Source organism: Rhodococcus sp. USK10 (genome assembly GCF_019378875.1).
Lineage (GTDB): Bacteria > Actinomycetota > Actinomycetes > Mycobacteriales > Mycobacteriaceae > Rhodococcus_F > Rhodococcus_F pseudokoreensis.
This window is the reverse complement of the sequence record NZ_CP076048.1, coordinates 7,769,691-7,794,449: the sequence shown is the minus strand read 5'-3', so window position 1 is coordinate 7,794,449 and position 24,759 is coordinate 7,769,691. Positions and strand designations below refer to the sequence as shown.

Sequence of the window (24,759 nt, the reverse complement as noted above, 5' to 3'; positions counted from 1 at the left end):
CATTTCACCGCTGTGATGTAGACCACCTGGGCGAGCGACCTTGCCGGGGGCACTAACCTCGCACCGGTGAGCGAATCATTTGTCGGCGACCGCGAGGACGCACCACTGCCCCTCACGGGCGAGCGGACCGTGCCCGGTATCCCCGAGGAGAACTACTGGTTCCGGCGGCACGAGGTCGTCTACCGCGACCTCCTCCCCCGCTGCGCGGGACGCCGGGTACTCGAGGCCGGATCCGGAGAAGGCTACGGCGCCAACATGATTGCCGATGTGGCACAGAGCGTCACCGGACTCGACTACGACATCTCCGCCGTCGAACACGTCCGCGTGCGGTACCCCCGGGTCGAGATGCTGCACGGCAATCTCGCGGAGCTTCCCCTCGGCGACGAATCCGTCGACACCGTCGTCAATTTCCAGGTGATCGAACACCTGTGGGACCAGGCCCAATTCCTGCGCGAGTGCTTCCGGGTGCTGACCCCCGGAGGGGAACTGCTCGTCAGCACACCCAACCGCATCACGTTCTCGCCGGGCCGCGACACGCCGCTGAATCCGTTCCACACCCGCGAACTCGACGCGGCCGAGCTGACCGAACTGCTCGAGGAGGCCGGATTCACCGTCGCCCTCCTGACCGGCGTGCACCACGGCACGCGGCTGAAGGCCCTCGACACGAAGCATGGCGGCTCGTTCATCGGCGCGCAGATCGACCGCGCACTCGCCGGCGAACCGTGGCCCGAGGAACTGACCCGCGACGTCGAGGGCATCACCGTCGACGATTTCGCACTGCACGAAGGCGACATCGACGACAGCCTCGACCTGGTGGCCATCGCGGTGAAGGATCCTGTTCGGTGACCGGATCCGACAACCGCACCGGAGCGGGCGACGCGACGGAACCGGGCATGTTCTGCCTGGTCCTGCACTCCCACCTGCCCTGGCTCGCCAACCACGGCCGCTGGCCCGTCGGCGAGGAATGGCTCTACCAGTCGTGGGCGGCGTCGTACCTCCCGCTCACCGCGATGCTGCGGCGGCTGTCCGACGAGGGTCGCTCGCATCTGCTGACCCTCGGCATCACCCCCGTTCTCGCAGCTCAGCTCGATGATCCGCACTGCCTCACCGGGATGCACCACTGGCTCGGGAACTGGCAGATCCGCGCGCACGAGGCGGCAGGAATGCCCGACGACGCGCACCGCGAACTCGGTGCGCGCGAACACCGTGCGTCCGCCGCGGCCCTCGCCGACTTCGAGTTGCGCTGGCGCCACGGCGGCTCGCCGGTGCTGCGCGACCTCCTCGACCGCGAGGCGTTCGAACTGCTCGGCGGTCCGCTCGCCCACCCGTTCCAGCCGCTGCTCGATCCGCGGCTGCGCGCCTTCTCCCTCCGCGAGGGGATCGCCGACGCCGCCGCCCGGTGGAACTGCACGCCGACAGGTATCTGGGGGCCCGAATGCGGGTACACCCCCGGCATGGAGACCGGATACGCCGACGCCGGCGTGACGCATTTCATGGTCGACGGTCCCGCCCTGCGCGGCGACACGTCCCTCGGCCGGCCGGTCCGGGACTCCGACGTGGTCGCGTTCGGACGCGATCTGCAGGTCAGCTACCGGGTGTGGTCGCCGAAGTCGGGCTACCCCGGCCACGGCGCCTACCGCGACTTCCACACGTACGACCACGCCACGGGACTCAAACCGGCCCGGGTCACCGGCCGCACGGTCGACTCGGCCGACAAGGCGCCGTACGACCCCGCTCTCGCGTCGGTGGCGGTCGACCGGCACGTCGCCGACTTCGTCGCCACCGTCCGCAAACGGCTGCGCGTCGAGTCCGAGCGCATCGGGCGGCCCGCGCTCGTCGTCGCCGCGTTCGACACGGAACTGTTCGGGCACTGGTGGCACGAGGGCCCCGAATGGCTCGAGAAGGTGCTGCGGGCGCTGCCCGAGGCCGGAATCCGGGTCGGCACCCTCGACGACGCCCGCAGCCAGGGCTACGTCGGCGAACCCGTCCAGCTCGAGAACTCGTCGTGGGGATCCGGCAAGGACTGGCGGGTGTGGGCCGGCGATCAGGTCGCGGACCTGGTGCAACTCAACTCCGAGGTGGTCGGGACCGCCCTCGACACCGTCGACAAGTCCCACGACGCCGCCCCGGGACGTCCCGCACTCCGGAATCGCGTCAACGACCAGATGCTGCGCGAGGCACTCATGACGGTGTCGAGCGACTGGGCGTTCATGGTCAGCAAGGATTCGGCCGCCGGGTACGCCCGCGACCGGGCACACAAGCACGCGCACGCCACCCGTGAGATCGCCGCCGCCGTCTCGGCGGGCAAGGACGCGGCCGCGAGCAGGATCGCAGAGGGATGGAACCGCGCCGACGGCCTGTTCCCCGGGCTCGATGCGCGACGTCTGCCCGCCGGGGACCACCGGCTGACGGGCACCGAGGGAGGGGCGTCGTGAAGATCCTGATCGTGTCGTGGGAGTACCCACCCGTCGTGGTCGGCGGTCTCGGCCGGCACGTGCACCACCTGGCCACCGAACTCGCCGCCGCCGGACACGAAGTGGTGGTGCTGTCGCGGCGGCCGTCGGGCACCGACGCGTCGACCCATCCCACCGTCACCCACATCGAGGACGGCGTCCTGGTGGTCGCCGTCGCCGAGGACCCCGCGCACTTCGTGTTCGGCGAGGACATGCTCGCGTGGACGCTCGCGATGGGGCACGCGATGGTGCGGGCCGGCGTCGCACTGCACAAGCCGGGTGTCGGGGAGGGCTGGCAGCCGGACGTGGTGCACGCGCACGACTGGCTGGTGGCGCATCCAGCCATCGCGTTGGCCGAATTCTACGACGTCCCTTTGGTTTCCACGCTCCACGCCACCGAAGCCGGCCGGCACAGCGGCTGGGTGTCCGGCCGGATCAACCGGCAGGTGCACTCGGTGGAATGGTGGCTGGCCAACGAATCCGATGCGCTCATCACGTGTTCCGCGTCGATGCAGGACGAGGTGACCGCACTCTACGGTCCGCAGCTCCCGCCGATCACGGTGATCCGCAACGGAATCGACCTCACGACGTGGAGTTTCCGCGAGCGCGCGCCACGGTCCGGGCCGCCGAAACTGCTGTTCGTCGGCCGCCTCGAATACGAGAAGGGCGTGCAGGACGCCATCGCCGCGCTCCCCCGCATCCGACGCAGCCACCCCGGGACGACGCTGTCGATCGCCGGGGAGGGCACCCAGTTCACCTGGCTCTACCAGCAGGCCCGCACCCATCGCGTCGCCCGCGCCGTGAACTTCCTCGGCAACCTCGACCACATCGAACTGCTCGGGTGGCTGCACGGCGCCGACGCCATCGTCCTGCCCAGCCGGTACGAGCCGTTCGGCATCATCGCGCTCGAGGCCGCCGCCTCCGGAACCCCGCTCGTCGCGTCCACCGCGGGCGGCCTCGGAGAAGCGGTCGTCGACGGCGAAACGGGCATGTCGTTCCAGCCGGGCGACGTCACCGGACTCACGTCCGCAGTCCGGGAGGTCCTCGACGACCCGGCCGGGGCGCAGCAGCGCGCAGTGGCCGCCCGCGACCGGCTCACCGCCGATTTCGACTGGCACAAGGTGGCCGAGGAGACCGTCCACGTCTACGCGGGCGCCAAACGTCGCGTGCGGCATCCGCTCGCGCGGCCGGAGATCCCCGAGCGTCCCCTGCCCGGCCGCTGACCGGGCTCCGTGCCGAGCTCTGACCGGGCGAATGTACCGTTCGGCGCCTTCGGTGCGCCGAGCGGTACATTCGCCGCTCAGTTCGTGCGGGCCCGCCGGATCCGGATCGGGCCGCGTGCCGATTCCGGATCCACCACGTCACCCTTCTGGGTGATCTCGACCTCTCCGGCGTCTGCCAGACGCCGCGCAGCCTCTCGAACCGGTTCCATGAGAGGTTGCCAGTCGTCGGGGGCGACGGCTCGCGCGACATCCGACGGGCAGATGCTCGCGCTGTCGGCCCGGGCGTCGAGTAGCGCCCGGATGCGGTCCTCGAGTTCGCTGTCCGACGCGGCCATGCTTCCGACTATGGCACCGCGCCGCTCAGTTCTCCTGTGCCGCCTTCTTGCGGGCGATGTCTTCGAGGGCCGCGATGTACTTCGCGCGGTCGGCCGCGCCGGCCTCCCACTCCGACTTGCGGTTCTTCACGGCCTTGGCCGGCGACCCGACGGCGATGCTGAAGTCCGGGATGTCACCCTTCACGACGGCATGCGCGCCGAGAACGCAGCCACGCCCCACGCGCGTGTTGCGCAAGACCGTCACCTTGGCCGCCACCCACGTGTCGGGACCGATGCGGACGGGGCCCTTCACGATGCCCTGATCCTTGATCGGGACGTTCACGTCGTCCATGCGGTGGTCGAAGTCCGTGATGTAACACCAGTCGGCCACGAGCGTCGACGCGCCGATCTCGATGTCGAGGTACGTGTTGACGACGTTGTCCTTCCCGAACACCACCTTGTCGCCGATGCGCAGCGAACCCTCGTGGCAGCGGATGGCGTTGCCGTCGCCGATGTGCACCCACCGGCCGATCTCGAGCCGGGACAGGTCGGGGGTCGAATGGATCTCCACCCGCTTGCCGAGGAACACCATGCCGCGCAGGATCACGTGCGGGTTGGCGAGCTTGAACTTCGCGAGCCGGTAGTACCGCACCAGGTACCACGGCGTGTACGCCTTGTTCGCCAGCACCCATCGCAGCGAGTCGCGTGTCAGGAAGCGGGCCTGCTCGCTGTCGCTCCGCCGGGATCCTCGCCACCTCGTACGCAACGGTGCGCCCCACATGCTCGTCATAGCCTGTCAGCCTACGTTCACCGCCCGCACCCCCGTTCGGGTGCGTCCGGACTCCGGCACCGCCTCGGGGAGTGTGCTCGACCCCACCTCGGCGAGATAGTCTCTGGGCCGAGCGTTATCGAAGACGAGGAGATGTAATGCGGCGGGTCCTACGTTCGTCAGTACTGGCGCTGGCGACGATCTCGACTGTCGTCCTCAGCGGATGCAGCAGCGGACCGCAGGTCGACGACATCTTCTCGGCGGGCGGGTGGCCCGGCATGCACGCCGACGCCCGCAACAGCGACACCAGCCCCGTCACCGGTTCCCGCGACCTCTCCTTCGCGTGGTCGCGCCCGCTCGGCGGCCCGGTCGCGAATTACGCGTCCGTGGCGGCGAGCGGCCAGATCTTCGTCACCGCGCGCACCGAGAAGGGCTGCAATCTCTTCTCCTACCAGATGGACAGCGGCCGCAAACGCTGGTGCCGGCAACTCGCCCCCGGTGTCGTGGCGTCCACACCGGTCGTCGACGGTGCCGCGAACGTGTACGTCGGCGAGAACGGCGCCATCAACTCGTTCAACGAATACGGCCAGCTGCGTTGGCGCACACCGGTGGTCGGGACCCCGCTGTCCGCGCAGTTCACCGGTGACGGCAATCTCCTCTTCATCACCCAGCTCGGCCAGATCAACGTCGTGAACACGCAGAACGGCCAGAAGGTCGTGGCGCCGTACGATCTCGTCCCGCCGCCGTCCTTCGCCGACGGTGCCAACGCCGACATCATCCCGGACGACCAGGGCCTTCGCGGCTGCTTCTTCGGCGCACCCGACTGCCCGGTGGCGAACATGCCTGCCATCGACCTCGAGTCCGGCAAGTTCTACTTCACGCTCTTCGCGCCCGGCGCACCCCAGGCGGAACTCGTCGCGATGAAGTACTCCGGTGGCGACAACCCCGCGATCACCCAGGAATGGTCCAGCGACACACTGCCCGGCGGCAGCGCGTCCAGCCCGGACCTGTCGGCCGACGGCTCCGTCGTCTACGCCAACGACAACTGGGGAACGATGTGGGCGATCGACTCTGCGACCGGTGATCCGAAGTGGAGCTACGACATCGGGTACGCCGCGGCAGGCAGCCCGTCGACGTCCGCGGACGGCCTGATCATCCCCGCGGGTGGTCCCGACGGCCACCTGCTGGCCCTGCAGGACAAGGGCGATCACGCCGAACTCGTCTGGGAGCGAAAGGATCTGCTGCAGCTGGGAGTCCCGGCGCAGACGGCCGGGTCCACCGGGTACGCGGTGGTCCGTGAGGGTGCGGACGGACTGGCGATGCTCACGTTCGACACCGGCACCGGCGAAACCCTCGATCAGGACACGCTGCCCGGGGCGAAGGGCTTCACCGTCGGCACGTCCGTCGGCCCGAAGGGTGAAGTGCTCACGCCCACCCTACTCGGGGAACTGTTCGTCCTCCGCTGACCCGTGAGTACTTGTTAACCGCCGGACGTTAACAAGTACTCACGGGCGCGCAGCGCAAATGAAGGCGACGCCGGACCGGCCGATCCGCGTGATCACCACACTGAGCGAACGGCTTCCGCGCAGCTTCAGCTTGGGCCGCAGGACCGCGGGATCGACGTCGACGCCGCGCACCAGGATTTCCGCCACACCGCAATCGTGACGGGCAAGTTCCTGCCGCAGCGACTTCTCCGAATACTTCACCTGATCGAGGATGCGGAATCCCCGTACGCCGTCGGGAACCGAATCGCCGGTGAGATACGCGATCCGGGGATCGAGCTGCCACAGTCCATTCCGGGCGGCGTAGTGCCGCACCAGGCCGGCACGCACGACGGCGCCGTCCGGGTCGACGATCCACTCGCCCGGTGCGCGTTCGGGGATGTCGTCGCCCTCGGCGTCCGTGACCGTCCAGGCGGTTCCGTCGGAGCCGAGCACGCTCGCCCGCCGCGTGACACCGCCGCCGGACAGTCCCGGCGACCACAGGCAGGCCTCGCGCACACCGCCGTCGAGGGACACCACCTCCGCCTCGCCGTCCCAGCCGAGCCGGTCGAAATCGAGTCCGGGGGCGCACTTCACGGCCAGATCGCGACCGCGGTACGCGTCGATCAGATCGGGCAGCGGCGGTTCCAGCGCAGCGGGGTTGTGCGTGCGCCTGCCGCCGGACCGTCGCGCCGGATCGGCGAGGACGACGGTTCCGCGGGTGCACGGGACGAGCGCGTCGGCGCGCAGAACCGTCGCGCCGGGAACGTTGTGCTTCGCCATCAGGAGCCGAACAGGGTCGAGGTCGCTGCCGATCACCGTCGCCGCCGTCCCGACGACCGCGTCCAGTTCGGCACCGATGGAACAGGTGACGTCGTGGACGTTCCGGTCCGTCAACCGCGTCGCCCGGTGCGCGGCGACCGCACGCGGGGTCGCCTGTTGCAGTGCGTCGTCGGTGAAGAACCAGGTTCCGGTGCCGGGCAGTTTGGCGGCCGCCTTCCGCCGAAGCAGGACGGTCTCCACCAGCAACGCCACGTGGGAGCCGAAACGCGTACGCGCCCGGCCGATGTCGGCCAGGCGCGTAGACGCGGTCAGTGCGAGGGCGTCCACTTCCGTGAGAGCGGCGGCCCCTTCCTCACTCTGCAGGAACTCCACGTCCCCGGGAGTGAACGCATAGCCCAATTCAGTTGCCGGGCTTCACGCCGGTGATCATGACGTTGTAGAAGAATCCGCGCGGCACCACGTGCCGGAGAAGCTTCTCGTCGACCCAGCTCAGCGTCTTCCATCCGGTGAACGCGAAACGTCCCCAGCCCCAGCCCAGCTTCTCCGGGGGCACAGCGGCCTCGAACGTGCGGACCGGCCATCCGAGCAGAGCGGCGGCGAATTCCTCGGTGGCCGCGTGAACCTGCTCGGCGCCTGCCGACTTCGCGATCTTCTCGAGGTCGCTCGGATCGAACGTGTGGAGGTCGACGACGGCCTCGAGCGCGGCCGCGCGCGAGGACTCGTCCAGTTCCGCCTGCGGGCGACGCCAGTCGGCGAGGAACGGCAACCGGGTGATCCGGGTGGTGGCCTCCCATGTCGCGCGGCCGAGCCAGCGGGCGTAGAAGTTCCCGATGGTCGTCGGCTCACCGGCGAACACGAAGCGACCGCCCGGCTTGAGGACACGGAGGACCTCGCGCAGCGACTGCTCGACGTCCGGGATGTGGTGCAGGACCGCATGTCCCACGACGAGGTCGAACGTGTCGTCCTCGTACGGGATGGTCTCGGCGTCCGCGACGCGGCCGTCGACCGACAGTCCGAGGCCCTCGGCGTTGCGGAGCGCGACCTTCACCATGCCGGGCGAGAGGTCGGTGACCGAACCGGTATTCGCGACTCCACCCTGCATGAGGTTGAGGAGGAAGAACCCGGTGCCGCAGCCTAGTTCGAGCGCCCGCTCGTAGGGCAGCGGCTGATCGCCCGCGACGGCGTCGAAACGTCCGCGCGCGTAGTCGATGCACCGTTCGTCGTACGAGATCGACCACTTCTCGTCGTACGTCTCGGCTTCCCAGTCGTGGTACAGCACCTGGGCCAGTTTGGTGTCCTTCAGCGCAGCCTCGACCTCTTCGGCGGTGGCGTGCGGATGAGGAGCTGGGTCGTCGTGGGCGCTTGCAGTCATGCGGCAAATCCTACTCGCTGGTAAGAGTGAACAGGTTCTAGTTTGGGGCTTCAGACTACTCGCCCGTGAACTGAGCCTTACCCGGGCCGTTCTCGATGAACGATTCCATCCCGATCTTGCGGTCCCGGGTGGCGAACAGCGCGGTGAACAGCTGACGCTCCACCGCCAGGCCGGTGCCCAGGTCGACGTCCAGCCCACGGTCGACGGCGGCCTTGGCCGCGGCCAGTGCGCGGCCCGCTCCCTTCGTGAACTGCGATGCCCAGGTGCGCGCCGCCTCGTACACGTCGTCCGGCGCCACGACCTCGTCGACCAGACCGATCGCCAGAGCCTCCTCGGCGTCGACGAACCGGCCGGTGAACAGCAGATCCTTGGCTTTGGACGGTCCGATCAGCCGGGCGAGACGCTGGGTGCCACCGCCTCCGGGAATGATGCCGAGCAGGATCTCCGGCACGCCGAGCTTCGCGTTGTCACCCACGATGCGCCGATCGGCCGACAGCGCGACCTCCAGTCCGCCGCCGAGCGCGTACCCCGTGATGGCGGCGACGGTCGGCTTCGGGATCTCGGAGACCGCCGCGAGATCCGACTGCAGGTCGCCGATCACGTCGGACATCTGCCCGAACTCCATCTCGGACATTTCCTTCACGTCCGCGCCCGCGGCGAAGACCTTCTCACCGCCGTAGACGATGACGGCCTTCACGTCGGAGTCGACGGTCGCCGCCCGCGCCGCGGCCCGCAACTCCTGCTGGACCTGACGGTTCAGAGCGTTCATCGGGGGGCGCGCGAGCCGGATCGTGCCGATGCCTTCGGATACCTCGAGGGTGACAAACTCAGCCATGAGGCAAAAGGCTACTTGTCTGCCTCGGACCCGGTTTCGCGGCCCGCCCCATCGCGATCAGTCGCGGGACGCCCACGGATGCGGACCGGCTACGTAGTAGCCGTCCTGTCCCGGGAACTCGACGCGGAGCTGCTCCTCGCTGGTGATCAGCGTCGGCAGGATCACCGGGATCTCCGGCTCCGCGGCCAGCACATCCGCGACCGAGCCGAACGCGCTGAGCGCCGTCAGCTGACTCCACGTCGGCGGCAGCAGGATGCTTCCGCCGCCCTGCCAGTGCTCGAGCGCCGCGGCCGGACTCTGCCACTGCACCTCCTCCGCCTCGGACGTCGCACCGTCCGCGATCTGGCCCTGCGGTGCGGCGGCCACGAAGAACCTCGTGTCGTAGCGGCGGCCCTCGCCGACCGGGGTGATCCAGTTGGCCCAGGGCCGCAGCAGATCGGCCCGCAGGACGAGGTTCTCGCGTTTCAGGAAGTCGCTGAACGACAGCTCGCGCTTCTCGAGTTGGGTACGTGCCTGCGCGTACCGCGACGTGTCCGCCACGACCGTGTCTGCGCTCGGTCCCGCGAGGAGCACGCCGCATTCCTCGAACGTCTCGCGCACTGCCGCGCACACGAGAGCCTTCGCGCGCGCCGCGTCGGTGGAGAACCGTTCGGCCCACCAATCGACGGACGGTCCCGCCCAGTCGACCTCGGCCTCGGCGTCGGACGGGTCGACGCCGCCGCCGGGGAACACGGTCATTCCGCCGGCGAACGCCATCCCCTTCACCCGGCGGAGGAGGAACACCTCGATGCCGGACGCCGCGGCACCTGCGGCGTCACGGATGAGAATGACGGTGGACGCGTCCTTGGGCGCCACGTCGGTACTGTCGCGGGGCGTCTGCTCTTGCTTCGAGACCATGCCTCGGAACCTACGCCGCCGGGTGACGCGCGTCGCAGTCGGTCCCCGGTCCTCAGCCCCTCCGGTGCGCGCCGGGGACGCGGGTCCGCCGCGCGAAGAACCGGCCGTCCACCTTGTCCAGGCTGATGGACTGGCTGAACGCCTCGCTGAGGTTCTCGGCCGTGATGACCTGGTCCAGGAGCCCCTGAGAGACCACCGCCCCCTCCTTGAGGAGCATGGCGTGGGTGAATCCCGGCGGGATCTCCTCGACGTGGTGGGTGATGAGGACCGTCGCGGGGGCGTCGGGGTCCGCGGCGAGATCGGTGAGGCGCGCGACCAGTTCCTCGCGCCCACCGAGGTCGAGACCGGCGGCGGGCTCGTCGAGCAGCAGCAGTTCCGGGTCGGTCATCAGCGCACGGGCGATGAGGACGCGCTTGCGCTCGCCCTCGGACAACGTGCCGTAGGTGCGCTTGGCGAGGTGTTCGGCACCGAGGCTCTCGAGCATCTCTACGGCACGATCGGTGTCCATGTCGTCATAACGCTCACGCCACCGCCCGAGCACCGCGTAGCCGGCGGAGACGACGAGATCGCTCACGACCTCCTCGGACGGCACCCGGTTGGCGAGCGCCGAGGAGGACAGTCCGATCCGCGGCCGGAGTTCGTTGATGTCGACGCGGCCGAGTCGCTCGCCGAGGAGGTAGGCGCTTCCGCTCGTGGGATGCAGTTCGGCGGCCGCGATGCGGAGCAACGACGTCTTCCCTGCTCCGTTCGGCCCGAGGACGACCCATCGTTCGTCGAGTTCCACCTTCCAGGTGACCGGGCCCACGAGAGTGTTGCCCCCGCGGCGGAGGAGAACGTCGTCGAATTCGATGAGGAGATCAGGATCAGGTTCATGCACGGACCCATCTTCCCGCACATCTTCCGGGCATTCACGGCAGGATCAGTTGCGTGTCGCCTCACATCGATCCGTACCCCGGCGAGATGTCGTCCCTCCCGCCGAGTCTGCGGCTGCCCGGGTCGCCGTTTCCCCTGGGAGCGAAAGTGCGTGGCACCGGAACGCAGTTCGCGGTTCACGCCCCCGACGCCGAACTGGTACAGGTGTGCCTGATTTCGGAGGAGGGCGACGAGACCCGGATCGACCTGGTCCAGCGGACGTACGGCATCTGGCACGGCGTCGTCGAGGGTGTCGGCGCGGGGCAGCGCTACGGCTACCGCGCGCACGGTCGCTGGGATCCCGCGCACGGCGTGCGCCTCAACCCCGCCAAACTACTTCTGGATCCGTGGGCCACACGCATCACCGGCGAACTCGGCGACCACGAGGCGCTGCTCTCCCACGACGGCGGCCCGTTCGGCGGCCCGTCTCTCATCGACAGCCTGGGCCACACACCAGTGTCGGTGGTGACGGCCGATCACGCCCGCACGAGCGGACCGCGGATCGAAAGGCCGTGGGAGGAAACCGTTGTCTACGAACTCCACGTGGGGTCGTTCACCGCGCGGCACCCCGACGTGCCGCCGCGGTACCGCGGAACGTATCTGGGTCTCGCCGAACCGGCCGTCGTCGGTCATCTCGTCCGCCTCGGGGTGACCGCGGTCGAACTGCTCCCGGTGCAGGCGTACGTCTCCGAGGCCACCGTGCGCTCGCGGGGCATGCGCAACCACTGGGGATACTCCACCGCAGCGTTCTTCGCCCCCCACCCCGGGTACGCGGTCGTGCCCGGCGAGGAGATCACCGAGTTCCACACCATGGTCGACGCGCTGCACGCCGCGGGGATCGAGGTCGTTCTGGACGTGGTCTACAACCACACCTGCGAGCAGAGCGTCGACGGCATCAGTCTCAGCTGGCGCGGCCTCGACGCCCCCGGCTACTACCTCCTCGACTCCGAGGGGCGCGACATCGATCTCACCGGGTGCGGGAACACCGTCGACGCGCAGTCGCCCGTCGTCGTCCGGATGATCGGCGACAGCCTGCGGTACTGGGCGCACGAGATGGGCGTCGACGGCTTCCGGTTCGACCTCGCGTCCGCGCTCGGCCGGCCCGGCGGCGGCCGATTCGATTCCCGCGCTTCGATCTTCTCCGCGATCACCGCGGATCCCGTTCTCTCGCGCTGCAAACTGATCGCCGAACCGTGGGACGCCACCTCCGACGGATACCGGGTCGGGCACTTCGGCTCCCAGTGGTCCGAGTGGAACGACAAGTACCGCAACGCCGTTCGGCGGTTCTGGAACGGCGGCACCGGGGTGCGCGAACTCGCCTCCCGGGTGGCGGGCTCCGAGGACGTCTTCGGCACCCGGCGCCCCTGGGCTTCGGTCAATTTCGTCACGGCGCACGACGGGTTCACCGCCGCGGACCTCGTGTCGTACACCCGCAAACGCAACGAGGCCAACGGCGAGGACAACCGGGACGGCGCCGACTTCAACGACTCCGTCGACCACGGCGTCGAAGGCCCCACCGACGACCCGGCGGTCACCGAGGCGCGGTCCCGGCACGTCCGCGCGCTGCTGGCCACCCTCGCGCTGTCCACCGGCACACCGATGTTCACCGCGGGCGACGAATTCGGGCACACCCTGGGCGGCAACAACAACGCGTACTGCGTTCCCGAAGGCACCCCGCGCGAAGATTCCTGGCCCCTCGACTGGAGCGCCGGGGACCCGACCCTCGTCGCGTTCGTCACCCGGGCCCTCGACCTCCGGCGCGCCTCCCCCGCCCTGCGTCAGCCGGAATTCTTCGAGGGCAGGCGCACACCCACCGGCCATCCCGACCTCGTGTGGTTCGGCGCGGACGGCGCCGAGATGGACGATTCGGCGTGGCACGACGACTCCCGGCGCACCCTCCAGGCGTGGATCGACGGTTCCGACATCCGCTCCCACACCGAGGACGGGCACCAGCTCACCGACGACAGCTGGCTTCTCGTCTTCCACTCGGGGGGGCCTGCCGCGATCACCCTGGGGTGTCCCGAATGGTTCTACGGGACGGTGCTCGCCGAGTTCGACTCGGCCTCACCGGACGGCGCACCGGAACCGGGCGGCCCGATCTCCGGCGACTCCACGATCGCGGTGTCCGGTCCCGCACTGCTCGTCTTCCGCGCGGTCGGGTAGATGCCGCCGAAACGCATCATCAACTGGATGAGCGGGCCGATGCCCAGCGCGTAGACGACGGTGCCCACCCCGACGGTGCCGCCGAGCACCCAGCCGGTGGCCAGCACGGTCACCTCGATCGACGTCCGGATCACCCGCACCGACAGCCCGGTCCGCGCGACCAGCCCGGTCATGAGGCCGTCCCGCGGGCCCGGGCCCATCCCCGCACCGATGTACAGCACGGTGGCGAGCGCGTTGAGGACGACACCGCCGAGCATCACCGCGATCCGCACGGCGAGAGAGTCGGCAGGTTCGAGCCACGCCAGCGACGTGTCCACCGACACCGCGATGACCACCACGTTGGCGACCGTGCCGAATCCCGGTTTCTGGCGGATCGGAATCCAGAGTGCGAGCACCACGACGCCGGTCAACGCGGTCACGGCGCCGAAACTGAGTGGCGTGCGGCCGGCGACGCCCTGATGGAACACGTCCCACGGGTCGAGGCCGAGGCCGGCGGTGATCATCATGGCCATCGAGAAGCCGTACAGCCACAGTCCGGCGAACAGTGCGATCAGGCGTCGAGCGAGCATGACCACCAGTCTGTCGTGAACCCGGGCGGGACCCCATAGCCATGACGACGTTACTGGACTGTCGACGCGTCGGCCGTGGCTCTCAGGGGCAGGCGATCACGGTCATGGATCCGGGTGCCACCTCCGTGAAGCCGGCGTCGCGCACCGCGATCGCCCTGCCCCGCACCACCTCGATGGTCAGCGTCTCCCACAGCCCGACGTCGGCGTCACGCACGGCGCAGCGGTAACCGGTGGCCGCCCAGGCACGAGCCTGTTCGGTGGTCATCGCGCCGGCCAGCAGCATCGACGCGTGGCCGACCTGCGCCGCGGCCTTCCCGACCGTCATGTCCAGGGCGGAGTTGATCCACAGCACCGGAACGCCGTCCGGGATCTCCCCCGGATCGTCGTGATCGAGGTCGGTGCCGCCGATCTGCAACTTCCTGATGCGCGGATCGAGCGCGCCCACGGCAACGGGCACGAGCGCGCGGGCCTGCGCACCGTCGACGTCGACGGTGATCCCGTCGACCTCCTGCGCCGCCCGCCAGCCGGCTCCCCGCGCCCGCCGCGACACCTTGCGGATCCGGGACCCCACCCACGTCTGGTAGTCCGCCTGCCACGGTCCGGGCGCGCCGGTCTCGTCGGGGCCGACGCGCGGGTCGAGGCACAACGCCACCGTCGCGGTCGCGGCTGCCTCCAGCAGGGCACAGCGCGGCGGAGGGTCGGTCTTCGGGATGTGCAGCACGATCGGCATCGCGAGGACCTGCGCCGGGTCGTCCGGATCCGGCCTGCCGCCGTATCCGGCCGCGAGGACGGCGTGACGCGCCGCCCACCCGGAATCGGCGCCGGCTTCCCCCGTGACCGCGTCGCGGCACGATTCCGTCACGGCAGCGGGACTCGTCGCACCACGCCGTCCACCGCGTCGGCGGCCTCGACCTCGTCGCGGGTGACCCCGAGGATGAACAGCACGGCGTCGAGGAACGGGTGCGACAGTGCGGTGTCCGCGACCTCCCGCAGCGCGGGCTTGGCGTTGAACGCGATTCCCAGGCCGGCCGCGTTGAGCATGTCGATGTCGTTGGCGCCGTCGCCGACCGCCACCGTCTGTTCCATCGGGACGCCGACCTGACCGGCGAACTTGCGCAGCGCGGTCGCCTTCGCGGCCCGGTCCACGATGTCGCCGATCACCCGGCCGGTGAGTTTGCCGTCCACGATCTCGAGCGTGTTGGCCTGCACGAAGTCGAGTTCCAGTTCGTGGGCCAGACCCTCGATGACCTGCCGGAAGCCGCCGGACACCACACCGCAGTGGAAGCCGAGCCTGCGGAGCGTCCGGATGGTGGTGCGGGCGCCCGGTGTCAGCTCGAGACCGTCCGCGACGTCGTCGATCACGGACGCGTCGAGGCCGGCGAGGGTCGCGACCCGCTGGTGCAGGGATTCGGTGAAATCGATCTCGCCGCGCATCGCCGACTCGGTGACGGCACGCACCTCGTCCTCGACTCCGGCCCGCGCGGCGAGCATCTCGATGACCTCACCCCGGACGAGCGTCGAGTCGACGTCGAACACGATGAGCCGCTTGGCGCGGCGGGCCAGTCCCCCGCGTTCGACCGCGATGTCGACGTTCTCCCGCACGGCCACCTCGGCCAGCACGGTGCGCAGGCTCTTGTCCGCCTCCGCCGTGCCGGGAGCGCTCACCAGGAGTTCGAGTCCCGTCACCGGGTAGTCGGCGACCCCGCGGATCGAGTCGATGTTGACCCCGAGGGTCGCCATCTCCCGGGCCACCGAACGCAGCGCGCGAGCCGACACGGGGCTGCCGAGGACCACCACGGCATGGGTGGACAGCGACTGCCTGCCCGGATCCGCGCCGATCTCGACGTCCACCGACATCCCGACGGTGGCCATCGCCTCTTCCAGTTCCTCCTGCAGCGCTTCCCCGTTCTCGGGGCACGCCACGAGGACACCGAGGGTCAGCCGCCCACGAATCACCACCTGCTCCACGTCGAGAAGGCTCACGTCGTGGCGGGAGAGCGACCCGAAGAGCACCGAGGTGACGCCGGGTCGGTCGGGGCCCGTCACGGTCACCAGGACAGTGGTGTCAGCTGCACCCACCGATGTACTCCGATCATGTTGCTCGCGCGGCTTGTCCGGCACCATTGTGCCAAGTGAAAGGCCCCGCCCGTTGCTGGGGCGGGGCCTTTCCGAAACGTGCTGTGTCAGCGGCCGGTGTCGGTACCGGGGTCGCCTTCGTCGCCGACGGTCAGCGGCTCGTGACGTTCCTTCTCGAGCACGGTGCTGGCGTGCTTGCCACCGTGACCCGGTCCGACATGCGCCTCGGCCTTCATCCGCTCGACCATGTGCGGGTAGTGCAGCTCGAACGCGGGGCGCTCGGAGCGGATGCGCGGCAGCTCCGTGAAGTTGTGCCGCGGCGGCGGGCAGCTGGTGGCCCACTCGAGCGAGTTGCCGTAACCCCACGGGTCGTCGACGGTGACGACCTCACCGTACCGATAGCTCTTGAAGACGTTCCAGATGAACGGCAGCGTCGAGGCACCGAGGACGAACGCGAAGATCGTCGAGAAGCTGTTCAGGAACGTGAACCCGTCCGAGGGCAGGTAGTCGGCGTAACGACGCGGCATACCTTCGTTACCCAGCCAGTGCTGGACGAGGAACGTGCCGTGGAAGCCGATGAACGTGGTCCAGAAGTGCCACTTGCCGAGACGCTCGTCCATCATGCGACCGGTCATCTTCGGGAACCAGAAGTAGATGCCGGCGTAGGTGGCGAACACGACGGTGCCGAAGACCACGTAGTGGAAGTGGGCGACCACGAAGTAGGTGTCCGTGACGTGGAAGTCCAGCGGCGGGCTCGCGAGAATGACGCCCGACAGACCACCGAAGAGGAACGTGATGAGGAAGCCGATCGAGAACAGCATCGGCGACTCGAACGTCAGCTGACCCTTCCACATGGTGCCGATCCAGTTGAAGATCTTCACACCCGTCGGGACGGCGATCAGGAACGTCATGAACGAGAAGTACGGGAGCAGCACGGCGCCGGTGGCGTACATGTGGTGAGCCCACACCGCGATGGAGAGCGCGGCGATCGCCAGGGTCGCGTAGACCAGGCCGCTGTAACCGAACACGGGCTTACGGCTGAAGACCGGGAAGATCTCCGAGACGATGCCGAAGAACGGCAGAGCGATGATGTACACCTCGGGGTGACCGAAGAACCAGAACAGGTGCTGCCACAGCAGCACACCGCCAGTGGCCGGGTCGAAGATGTGACCACCGAGGTGACGGTCGACGAACAGACCCATGAACGCAGCGGTCAGCAGCGGGAACGCCAGCAGAATCAGAATGCTGGTGATGAAGATGTTCCACGTGAAGATCGGCATCCGGAACATGGTCATGCCGGGGGCACGCAGGCAGATGACGGTGGTGATCATGTTGACACCACCGAGGATGGTGCCGAGGCCGGCGACCGCGAGGCCCATGACCCAGAGGTCGGCGCCGACGCCCGGGGAGTGCAGCGCACTCGTCAGGGGCGTGTAGGCGGTCCAGCCGAAGTCGGCGGCACCACCGGGGGTGATGAAGCCCGCGGTCGTGATGATCGCGCCGAACACGTACAGCCAGTAGCTGAACGCGTTGAGTCGCGGGAACGCGACGTCGGGGGCGCCGATCTGAAGCGGCAGGATGTAGTTGGCGAACCCGAACACGATCGGCGTCGCGTACAGCAGCAGCATGATCGTGCCGTGCATCGTGAACAGCTGGTTGAACTGTTCGTTCGACAAGAACTGCATACCGGGCACAGCGAGCTCGGCGCGCATCATCAGGGCCATGAGACCACCGATGAGGAAGAACGCGATCGAGGTCGTCAAGTACATGATTCCGAGCACCTTGGGGTCGGTGGTCGTAATCATTTTGAAGATGAACGAGCCCTTGGGTCCCTGCCGCGGCGGGTAAGGCCTGGCTGCAGCTATCGCGGGGACTGGCTGGGGCGCTACGGCAGTCACTGATCCTCCTGAATGCGCGTCCGACCCCGGGCTGCGAGGCGAACGGTCTCTGGCTTGCGCTCATCGAATCGTAGACCGTGCCCTCTGCGGCCTCCGACTGGGTCCTACCCACTGTCGTACTTACCCGGACTCAGAGCAAACCGGGGCGCGGACGACCTGCGGTTTGTCCCACCGGGGAGTACCGGGGAGTGCTCACTGTCACGCGGTCCGGCGTGTCGCGCGGGGCTGCGCGACACGGTCTCGCCGAGGCTCCGGCACGCCGGAACTGTGCTGCTAAGGTTTCGCTCACCTAACTTCCTTCAGGAGCTCCATGTGAACGTTCTCTCCCGCCGCCGGGTCGTCGCCGGCGCGGTCGCGCTGGCCGCGGCAGCCGCCTTCTCGATCACGTCCTGCTCGAGCAGCGACGACTCCGCCGCCGCTTCCGGCACCACGTCGTCGACCGGGCAGTTCCCCCGCACCGTCGACCACTTCCGCGGCAGCACCGAGATCCCGGCCGCACCGCAGCGCATCGTGGCACTCGACAACAGCTTCACCGACGCCGTCCTCCTCCTCGAGGCGCCACTGGTCGGGTACGTCGACTACCGCGAGCCCGGCCTCCCCGACTACCTCGGCACCACACGCGACGAGTTCGCGGCGCACGCGAAGTCGGTGGGCAAGGTCAGCAACGCGAGCCTCGAGCAGATCGCGGCGCTGCAACCCGACCTGATCATCTCCGCCGAGGTGCGCGACGGAAAGAACTACGAGCAACTGTCCGCGATCGCGCCGACCATCTTCACCGAGACGACCGGTCCCACGTGGAAGGACAACATCCGGCTCGTCGGCAAGGCACTCGGCAAGGAAGACCTCGCGGAGCAGAAGATCGGCGCCTACGAGGAGCGGGCCGCCGCCGTCGGTGCCGAGATCAACGCGTCGGCGTCGAATCCGGTGATCTCGGTCGTCCGATTCGCGGGTGAGCCGACGGCACGCCTCTACCGCACCACCTCGTTCAGCGGAATCGTCCTCGCGGACGCCGGGCTGGCGCGTCCGCAGAGCCAGGGCCCCGACCCGGCCGACCCGGACAACATCATGCAGGCCGTAAGCACCGAACTGATCAGCGAGGCGGAGGCCGACGTCATCTTCGTCAGTACCTGGCAGGACCCCGCAGGCAAGAGCGCCGAAGCGGCGAAGCCGTTCCTGGAGAGCCCGCTGTGGCAGACGCTGAAGGGACGCAAGGTCGACGTCGAGGACGCCCGCTGGATGACGCCGGTCAGCGTCCAGGGCGCGCACCTGATCCTCGACGACCTGTCGGACACGTTCGGGGTGGGCAAGCACAGCGGCTAACCTGAACGCGCCCGCACACACAGGAAGTCGCCGAATTGTCCCCTCGTAGGTTTTCCGCCCGCCGCGCGTCCACCGGTCTGGTCGCCGCCGTCGCCGCGCTCGCGCTGGCCGGCTGCTCGCAACCGTCCGACGACGATCCCGCAGCATCCATCGTCCGGACCACCACGCAGATCGCCGGAGCCGGCGTGGTCGGCATCGAGCGGGACACCACGACGGCCTGCGCCGAGCCGGCCCCGGTCGACGCCGCACTCGCGGCCGGCTCGACGCACCGGGTGGTCCACACCAAGGGTGAGAGCGACGTCCCGTCCGATCCGCAGCGGATCGTGGTCCTCGACAGCGCCGCCCTGGACGCGGTGTGCGCCCTCGGCCTGTGGGAGAACGTGGTCGGCGCGGCAACCCTCGACGGTGATTCGCCGCAGCCCGGCTACCTCGGCACCGGCGTCTCCGATATCCCGAGCGTCGGATCCGTCGACGCCCCGGACGTGAACAAGATCGCGCAGGCGGACCCGGACCTGATCCTCGGATCGAGCCCGGCGTCCGACCAGCTGTACGACGCACTGTCCCCTATCGCGCCCACCGTGTTCGTCGGCTCCGATCCCGTGTACTGGAAGGCGCAGTTCCTCCTCGCCGGCAACGCGCTGGGCCGGGCCGACGCGGCGACGGCGGCACTCGAGCAGTACCAGCAGGACGCGAAGCAACTCGGCATCGACATCGATGCCGCGCAGACACAGGCGTCCGTCGTCCGTTTCGACGCCGACAGCATGGAGGTCGAGGGTCCGGCGACGTTCGCGGGCCAGGTCCTCACCGACGCCGGAGTGCGGCGGCCCGCCTATCAGAACCTCGACGGCGTCGTCACCGAACCGATCTCCGAAGCCGACATCGACCAGGCCGAGGGCGACCTCATTTATGCCGTCCTGGACGGCAAGGACGGCACCGCGCACGCGGAGGACGTCATGTCCGGGGAGGCCTGGGAAGACCTCGAGGCCGCCCACGACAAACGGGTCTTCGCCGTCGAGGGTGACGTGTGGGGCGGAAACGGCGTCGTCGCCGCGCGCGCGATGCTCACCGATCTGAGGAACACGCTGAACGGCTACGTCGGCTAGGAGGCTCGATGCCCGTCCCCGAGTTCGTCACCGCCCTGCGCGGCCACGTCGGCACGGCGCCGCTGTGGCTGTCCGGGGTGAGCGTCGTGGTGCGTGACGGCGATGGTCGGGTGCTGCTGACCCGGCGCGTCGACAACGGCAAGTGGGCGGTCGTGTCCGGCATCCTCGAACCCGGGGAGGAACCCGGACCGGCCGCGCTGCGGGAGATCCGTGAGGAAACCGGTGTCGACGCCGAACTGGTCCGGATCACGAGCGTCGACGTCACCGATCCGGTCACCTACCCCAACGGCGACGTCGCGCAGTACCTCGACGTGTGCTTCCTCGCCCGGTACGTCGGCGGAGAGGCCGCCGTGTCGGACGACGAGAACCACGACGTGGCGTGGTTCTCCCCCGACTCGCTGCCGGACGACCTCACCCCGTCCTCGCGGCTGCGCCTCGACAAGGCACTGCAGGACGTCCCCGAGGCGTGGTTCCGCCGCTGAACGCACTTCGCCCGATGTCGCACCGGTGCAGCAGAACTGGACCGGCGTGGCATCGGGCGACGCGAAAGGTTCGTTCTAGAAGTCCCAGTCTTCGTCTTCGGTGTTGACGGCCTTGCCGATGACGTAGGAGCTGCCCGAACCGGAGAAGAAGTCGTGGTTCTCGTCCGCGTTGGGTGAGAGCGCCGACAGGATCGCCGGGTTGACGTCCGTCTCGTCCTTCGGGAACAGACCCTCGTAGCCGAGGTTCATCAGCGCCTTGTTGGCGTTGTACCGCAGGAACTTCTTGACGTCCTCGGTGAGGCCCACCTCGTCGTAGAGGTCCTGGGTGTAGTCGACCTCGTTGTCGTAGAGCTCGAAGAGCAACTCGAACGTGTAGTTCTTGAGGTCGTCGCGCTCGGCCTCGGTGAGCTGCTCGAGACCCTTCTGGTACTTGTAGCCGATGTAGTACCCGTGCACGGCCTCGTCACGGATGATGAGGCGGATGAGGTCGGCGGTGTTGGTGAGCTTCGCCCGCGACGACCAGTACATCGGCAGGTAGAAGCCGGAGTAGAACAGGAAGCTCTCGAGCAGGGTGGACGCCACCTTGCGCTTGAGCGGCTCGTCGCCCTGGTAGTAGTCCATGACGATCTCGGCCTTGCGCTGCAGGTTCGGGTTCTCCTCGGACCAGCGGAAGGCGTCGTCGATGTCGCGGGTGGAGCACAGCGTCGAGAAGATCGAGCTGTAGCTCTTCGCGTGCACCGACTCCATGAACGCGATGTTGGTGTACACCGCCTCTTCGTGCGGGGTGATGGCGTCGGGGATGAGGCTGACGGCGCCCACCGTGCCCTGAATGGTGTCGAGGAGCGTCAGCCCCGTGAACACCCGCATCGTGAGCTGCTTCTCGTGCGCCGTGAGCGTCCCCCACGACGGGATGTCGTTGGACACCGGCACTTTTTCGGGCAGCCAGAAGTTGCCGACGAGACGGTCCCACACCTCGGCGTCCTTCTCGTCCTGGACGCGGTTCCAGTTGATCGCGGATACGCGACTCACCAGCTTGACCATTGATTCCTCACTTCGTTCGGCTGTGAGTACTTGTTAACCGCCGGCGGTTAACAAGTACTCACGGGCGGCGGAGCCGCCTACAGCATGCAGGAGACGCAGCCTTCGACCTCGGTACCCTCCAGAGCCATCTGACGCAGCCGGATGTAGTACAGCGTCTTGATGCCCTTGCGCCACGCGTAGATCTGCGCCTTGTTGATGTCGCGGGTGGTGGCGGTGTCCTTGAAGAACAGCGTCAGCGACAGCCCCTGGTCGACGTGCTGCGTCGCGGCGGCATAGGTGTCGATGATCTTCTCGTACCCGATCTCGTAGGCATCCTGGTAGTACTCCAGGTTGTCGTTGGTCAGGTAGGGCGCCGGGTAGTAGACGCGGCCGATCTTGCCTTCCTTGCGGATCTCGATCTTCGACGCCACCGGGTGGATGGAGCTGGTGGAGTTGTTGATGTAGGAGATCGATCCGGTCGGCGGCACCGCCTGCAGGTTCTGGTTGTAGATGCCGTGCTTCTGCACGGACGCCTTCAGCTCACGCCAGTCGTCCTGGGTCGGGATGTGCAGGCCCGCATCGGCGAACAGCTGCCGCACCCGCTCGGTCTCCGGCTCCCACACCCGGTCGGTGTACTTGTCGAAGAACTCTCCGGACGCGTACTTGGACTCCGGGAAGCCCGCGAAGTACGTGCCGCGCTCCTTGGCGATCTCGTTGGACGCCCGGATCGCGTGGAACACCACGGTGTAGAAGTAGATGTTCGTGAAATCGATGCCCTCGTCGGAGCCGTAGTGGATCCGCTCGCGCGCCAGGTATCCGTGCAGGTTCATCTGCCCGAGTCCGATGGCGTGACCCTCGTCGTTCGCCTTCCGGATCGACGGGACGGAGTCGATGGAGGTCTGATCGGCGACGGCGGTCAGCGCGCGGATCGACGTCTCGATGGTGCGTGCGAAGTCCGGCGAGTCCATGGTCTTCGCAATGTTCAGCGAACCGAGGTTGCAGGAGATGTCCTTGCCGATGTGGCTGTAGGACAGGTCGTCGTTGAACAGCGACGGCGTGGAGACCTGCAGGATCTCCGAGCACAGGTTCGAGTGGGTGACCTTGCCCGCGATCGGGTTGGCGCGGTTCACCGTGTCCTCGTACATGATGTACGGATAACCGGACTCGAACTGCAGCTCGGCGACGGTCTGGAAGAACTCGCGCGCCTTGATCTTCGACTTGCGGATGCGCTTGTCGTCGACCATCTCGTAGTACTTCTCGGTGACGTTGATGTCCGCGAACGGCTTGCCGTAGATGCGCTCCACGTCGTACGGCGAGAAGAGGTACATGTCCTCGTTCTTCTTCGCCAGCTCGAACGTGATGTCCGGGATGACGACGCCGAGAGACAGCGTCTTGATGCGGATCTTCTCGTCCGCGTTCTCGCGCTTGGTGTCGAGGAAGCGGTAGATGTCCGGGTGGTGCGCGTGCAGGTACACCGCGCCCGCGCCCTGACGCGCGCCCAGCTGATTGGCGTACGAGAAGGAGTCCTCGAGCAGCTTCATGATCGGGATGACCCCGGAGCTCTGGTTCTCGATCTTCTTGATCGGTGCACCGTGCTCACGAACGTTGCTGAGCAGCAACGCAACTCCGCCGCCGCGCTTGGACAGCTGCAGGGCGGAGTTGATGGAGCGGCCGATCGACTCCATGTTGTCCTCGATGCGCAGCAGGAAGCAGGACACGGGCTCGCCGCGCTGCTTCTTGCCCGAGTTGAGGAAGGTCGGGGTGGCCGGCTGGAAGCGGCCGGCGATGATCTCGTCGACGAGCTTGGTCGCCAGGTCCTCGTCGCCCGCGGCCAGCGTCAGGGCGACCATGCAGACACGGTCCTCGAAACGCTCCAGGTACCGCTTACCGTCGAACGTCTTGAGCGTGTACGAGGTGTAGTACTTGAACGCGCCCAGGAACGTCGGGAAACGGAACTTCTTCGAGTAGGCGTGGTCGATCAGCGTCTTGACGAAGTTGCGGGTGTACTGGTCGAGGACCTCACGCTCGTAGTAGTTCTCCTTGACCAGGTAGTCCAGCTTCTCGTCCTGGTTGTGGAAGAAGACGGTGTTCTGGTTGACGTGCTGGAGGAAGTACTGGTTCGCGGCCTCGCGGTCCTTGTCGAACTGGATCTCACCGTTGGGCCCGTACAGGTTGAGCATCGCGTTGAGCGCGTGGTAATCGAGACCGTTCGTCGAGTCTCCACCGCGCGCGTCGCGCTCTACGCTCCCCGCGTCGATGGTGTCTGTGATGGTCGGCGCCACTTCTCGTGCTCCTCGTCGTCTAAGTGATCCCAGAATTCACCCAGACCGGCCTTTACCCGCTCGACGTCCTCGGCTGTGCCCATGAGTTCGAAGCGGTAGAGGTAGGGAACGTGGCATTTCTGAGAAATGATATTTCCTGCAAAGCAATAGGATTCACCGAAATTGGTGTTTCCCGCCGCGATCACTGCTCGGATCAGCGACCTGTTGTGTGTGTTGTTGAGAAATCGGATGACCGGCTTCGGGACGTAACTGGTGTCGCGGCCCATGGCCGTCGTCCCCCCGCCGTAAGTCGGGAGGATCAGCACATAGGGTTCGTGCACCTCGAAGGTGCCCTCGCGGTCATGAATGGGTATGCGCGTCGCAGGCAGCCCGAGCCGCTGGACGAATCGGTGCGTGTTCTCCGAGGCGCTGGAGAAGTACACCAGCGATGTCATCGGTTTCCACCATCTGGACTAGTACTACCGTTTACTTCCGTCCGGGAATCGGCTCGTCCTCCGCCTCGGGCGGTGCGATCGCCTCGCTTCAAGCAGCGTTTGCCGAGAGGGTCTTGATGCGGTCGGGGCGGAAGCCCGACCAGTGCTCGTCACCGGCCACGATCACGGGCGCCTGCAGGTATCCCAGTGCCATGACGTAGTCCCGGGCTTCGGGGTCTTCGGTGATGTCGACGACGGAGTATTCGATACCCGCCTTGTCGAGGGCCCGGTAGGTGGCATTGCACTGAACGCAAGCGGGCTTGGTGTAGACGGTGATGCTCATGAAGTCCCTCTTTCCACTGCCGAATGGAGCTGACGAAGTGTGTGTTCAGCG

22 protein-coding genes and 1 pseudogene are annotated in these 24,759 nt (G+C 67.9%); 8 read left to right on the top strand and 15 right to left on the bottom strand.

Annotated features, from left to right (window positions below):
- Positions 1–66: 66 nt before the first annotated feature.
- From I1A62_RS42585 to I1A62_RS42575, 3 genes are read left to right on the top strand one after another with little or no spacing between them, the layout of a single operon-like run.
- Complete coding sequence (locus I1A62_RS42585; protein WP_219458077.1) at positions 67–846, top strand: bifunctional 2-polyprenyl-6-hydroxyphenol methylase/3-demethylubiquinol 3-O-methyltransferase UbiG; 780 nt, start codon at positions 67–69, stop codon at positions 844–846.
- The gene (locus tag I1A62_RS42580) at positions 843–2,435 is read left to right on the top strand and encodes a glycoside hydrolase family 57 protein (RefSeq protein ID WP_219458076.1); all 1,593 of its coding nucleotides are present in this window, start codon (positions 843–845) and stop codon (positions 2,433–2,435) included. Before I1A62_RS42585 ends, I1A62_RS42580 begins: the two co-directional genes overlap by 4 nt.
- Positions 2,432–3,676: a glycosyltransferase family 4 protein gene (locus tag I1A62_RS42575; RefSeq protein WP_124392726.1), complete on the top strand. Its 1,245-nt coding sequence runs from the start codon at positions 2,432–2,434 to the stop codon at positions 3,674–3,676. Before I1A62_RS42580 ends, I1A62_RS42575 begins: the two co-directional genes overlap by 4 nt.
- A gap of 77 nt (positions 3,677–3,753) precedes the next feature.
- On the opposite strand, the gene I1A62_RS42570 is transcribed toward I1A62_RS42575, so the two are convergent.
- Both I1A62_RS42570 and I1A62_RS42565 read right to left on the bottom strand, forming a co-directional pair.
- A complete protein-coding gene (locus tag I1A62_RS42570; protein ID WP_219458075.1) occupies positions 3,754–4,011 on the bottom strand; it encodes a DUF3253 domain-containing protein in 258 nt (85 codons plus the stop codon).
- A 25-nt stretch (positions 4,012–4,036) separates the two neighbouring features.
- Positions 4,037–4,780: an acyltransferase gene (locus tag I1A62_RS42565; protein WP_124392724.1), complete on the bottom strand. Its 744-nt coding sequence runs from the start codon at positions 4,778–4,780 to the stop codon at positions 4,037–4,039.
- 137 nt (positions 4,781–4,917) lie between these two features.
- Here I1A62_RS42565 and I1A62_RS42560 point away from each other — a divergent pair, with 137 nt between their 5' ends.
- Positions 4,918–6,225 carry a PQQ-binding-like beta-propeller repeat protein gene (locus I1A62_RS42560; RefSeq protein WP_219458074.1) on the top strand — a complete coding sequence of 436 codons (1,308 nt, stop codon included), beginning with the start codon at positions 4,918–4,920 and terminating at the stop codon, positions 6,223–6,225.
- A 39-nt stretch (positions 6,226–6,264) separates the two neighbouring features.
- Here the strand turns inward: I1A62_RS42560 and I1A62_RS42555 are convergent, their stop codons facing one another.
- From I1A62_RS42555 to I1A62_RS42535, 5 genes are read right to left on the bottom strand one after another with little or no spacing between them, the layout of a single operon-like run.
- Positions 6,265–7,422: a class I SAM-dependent methyltransferase gene (locus tag I1A62_RS42555; RefSeq protein ID WP_219458073.1), complete on the bottom strand. Its 1,158-nt coding sequence runs from the start codon at positions 7,420–7,422 to the stop codon at positions 6,265–6,267.
- Between the two features lies 1 nt (position 7,423).
- Positions 7,424–8,395, bottom strand: coding sequence for a class I SAM-dependent methyltransferase (locus I1A62_RS42550; protein WP_124392721.1), 972 nt, complete (start codon positions 8,393–8,395; stop codon positions 7,424–7,426).
- A 55-nt stretch (positions 8,396–8,450) separates the two neighbouring features.
- Complete coding sequence (locus tag I1A62_RS42545; protein WP_124392720.1) at positions 8,451–9,230, bottom strand: enoyl-CoA hydratase/isomerase family protein; 780 nt, start codon at positions 9,228–9,230, stop codon at positions 8,451–8,453.
- Between the two features lie 57 nt (positions 9,231–9,287).
- The gene (locus tag I1A62_RS42540; protein WP_219458072.1) at positions 9,288–10,127 is read right to left on the bottom strand and encodes an NUDIX domain-containing protein; all 840 of its coding nucleotides are present in this window, start codon (positions 10,125–10,127) and stop codon (positions 9,288–9,290) included.
- Between the two features lie 52 nt (positions 10,128–10,179).
- Entirely contained in the window at positions 10,180–11,004 is an 825-nt protein-coding gene (locus tag I1A62_RS42535; protein ID WP_072937719.1) for an ABC transporter ATP-binding protein, read from the bottom strand.
- 83 nt (positions 11,005–11,087) lie between these two features.
- On the opposite strand from I1A62_RS42535, the pseudogene glgX reads away from it, so the two are divergent.
- Positions 11,088–13,055, top strand: a pseudogene (glgX, locus tag I1A62_RS42530) (glycogen debranching protein GlgX); the annotation flags it as partial.
- A 14-nt stretch (positions 13,056–13,069) separates the two neighbouring features.
- Here the strand turns inward: glgX and I1A62_RS42525 are convergent.
- From I1A62_RS42525 to ctaD, 4 genes are all read right to left on the bottom strand, one after another.
- Positions 13,070–13,771 (bottom strand): YitT family protein, encoded by a 702-nt coding sequence (locus I1A62_RS42525; RefSeq protein ID WP_257890676.1) that lies wholly within the window; start codon positions 13,769–13,771, stop codon positions 13,070–13,072.
- An 82-nt stretch (positions 13,772–13,853) separates the two neighbouring features.
- Complete coding sequence (locus I1A62_RS42520; protein ID WP_124390298.1) at positions 13,854–14,633, bottom strand: aminoacyl-tRNA hydrolase; 780 nt, start codon at positions 14,631–14,633, stop codon at positions 13,854–13,856.
- Positions 14,630–15,850: a phosphoserine phosphatase SerB gene (serB, locus tag I1A62_RS42515; RefSeq protein WP_219458069.1), complete on the bottom strand. Its 1,221-nt coding sequence runs from the start codon at positions 15,848–15,850 to the stop codon at positions 14,630–14,632. Before serB ends, I1A62_RS42520 begins: the two co-directional genes overlap by 4 nt.
- A gap of 104 nt (positions 15,851–15,954) precedes the next feature.
- Positions 15,955–17,745 (bottom strand): cytochrome c oxidase subunit I, encoded by a 1,791-nt coding sequence (gene ctaD, locus I1A62_RS42510; RefSeq protein WP_005240299.1) that lies wholly within the window; start codon positions 17,743–17,745, stop codon positions 15,955–15,957.
- A 312-nt stretch (positions 17,746–18,057) separates the two neighbouring features.
- On the opposite strand from ctaD, the gene I1A62_RS42505 reads away from it, so the two are divergent.
- Genes I1A62_RS42505 through I1A62_RS42495 form a run of 3 tightly spaced genes read left to right on the top strand, consistent with a single transcriptional unit; the run spans position 18,058 to position 20,650 of the window.
- Positions 18,058–19,065: an ABC transporter substrate-binding protein gene (locus tag I1A62_RS42505; RefSeq protein ID WP_219458067.1), complete on the top strand. Its 1,008-nt coding sequence runs from the start codon at positions 18,058–18,060 to the stop codon at positions 19,063–19,065.
- A 35-nt stretch (positions 19,066–19,100) separates the two neighbouring features.
- Entirely contained in the window at positions 19,101–20,168 is a 1,068-nt protein-coding gene (locus I1A62_RS42500) for an iron-siderophore ABC transporter substrate-binding protein (RefSeq protein WP_219458066.1), read from the top strand.
- An 8-nt stretch (positions 20,169–20,176) separates the two neighbouring features.
- Positions 20,177–20,650 carry an NUDIX domain-containing protein gene (locus I1A62_RS42495; protein ID WP_124390301.1) on the top strand — a complete coding sequence of 158 codons (474 nt, stop codon included), beginning with the start codon at positions 20,177–20,179 and terminating at the stop codon, positions 20,648–20,650.
- A 75-nt stretch (positions 20,651–20,725) separates the two neighbouring features.
- Here I1A62_RS42495 and nrdF read toward each other — a convergent pair whose 3' ends face one another.
- The 4 genes from nrdF to I1A62_RS42475 all read right to left on the bottom strand — a co-directional run bounded on the left by nrdF (position 20,726) and on the right by I1A62_RS42475 (position 24,708).
- Positions 20,726–21,691, bottom strand: a complete 966-nt coding sequence (gene nrdF, locus I1A62_RS42490; protein WP_219458064.1) for a class 1b ribonucleoside-diphosphate reductase subunit beta — start codon at positions 21,689–21,691, stop codon at positions 20,726–20,728.
- A gap of 77 nt (positions 21,692–21,768) precedes the next feature.
- Complete coding sequence (gene nrdE, locus I1A62_RS42485) at positions 21,769–23,952, bottom strand: class 1b ribonucleoside-diphosphate reductase subunit alpha (protein ID WP_374710725.1); 2,184 nt, start codon at positions 23,950–23,952, stop codon at positions 21,769–21,771.
- Positions 23,910–24,386, bottom strand: coding sequence for a class Ib ribonucleoside-diphosphate reductase assembly flavoprotein NrdI (nrdI, locus tag I1A62_RS42480; RefSeq protein WP_087556616.1), 477 nt, complete (start codon positions 24,384–24,386; stop codon positions 23,910–23,912). Before nrdI ends, nrdE begins: the two co-directional genes overlap by 43 nt.
- 88 nt (positions 24,387–24,474) lie before the next feature.
- Entirely contained in the window at positions 24,475–24,708 is a 234-nt protein-coding gene (locus I1A62_RS42475; protein WP_005240286.1) for a redoxin NrdH, read from the bottom strand.
- Positions 24,709–24,759 lie beyond the last annotated feature (51 nt).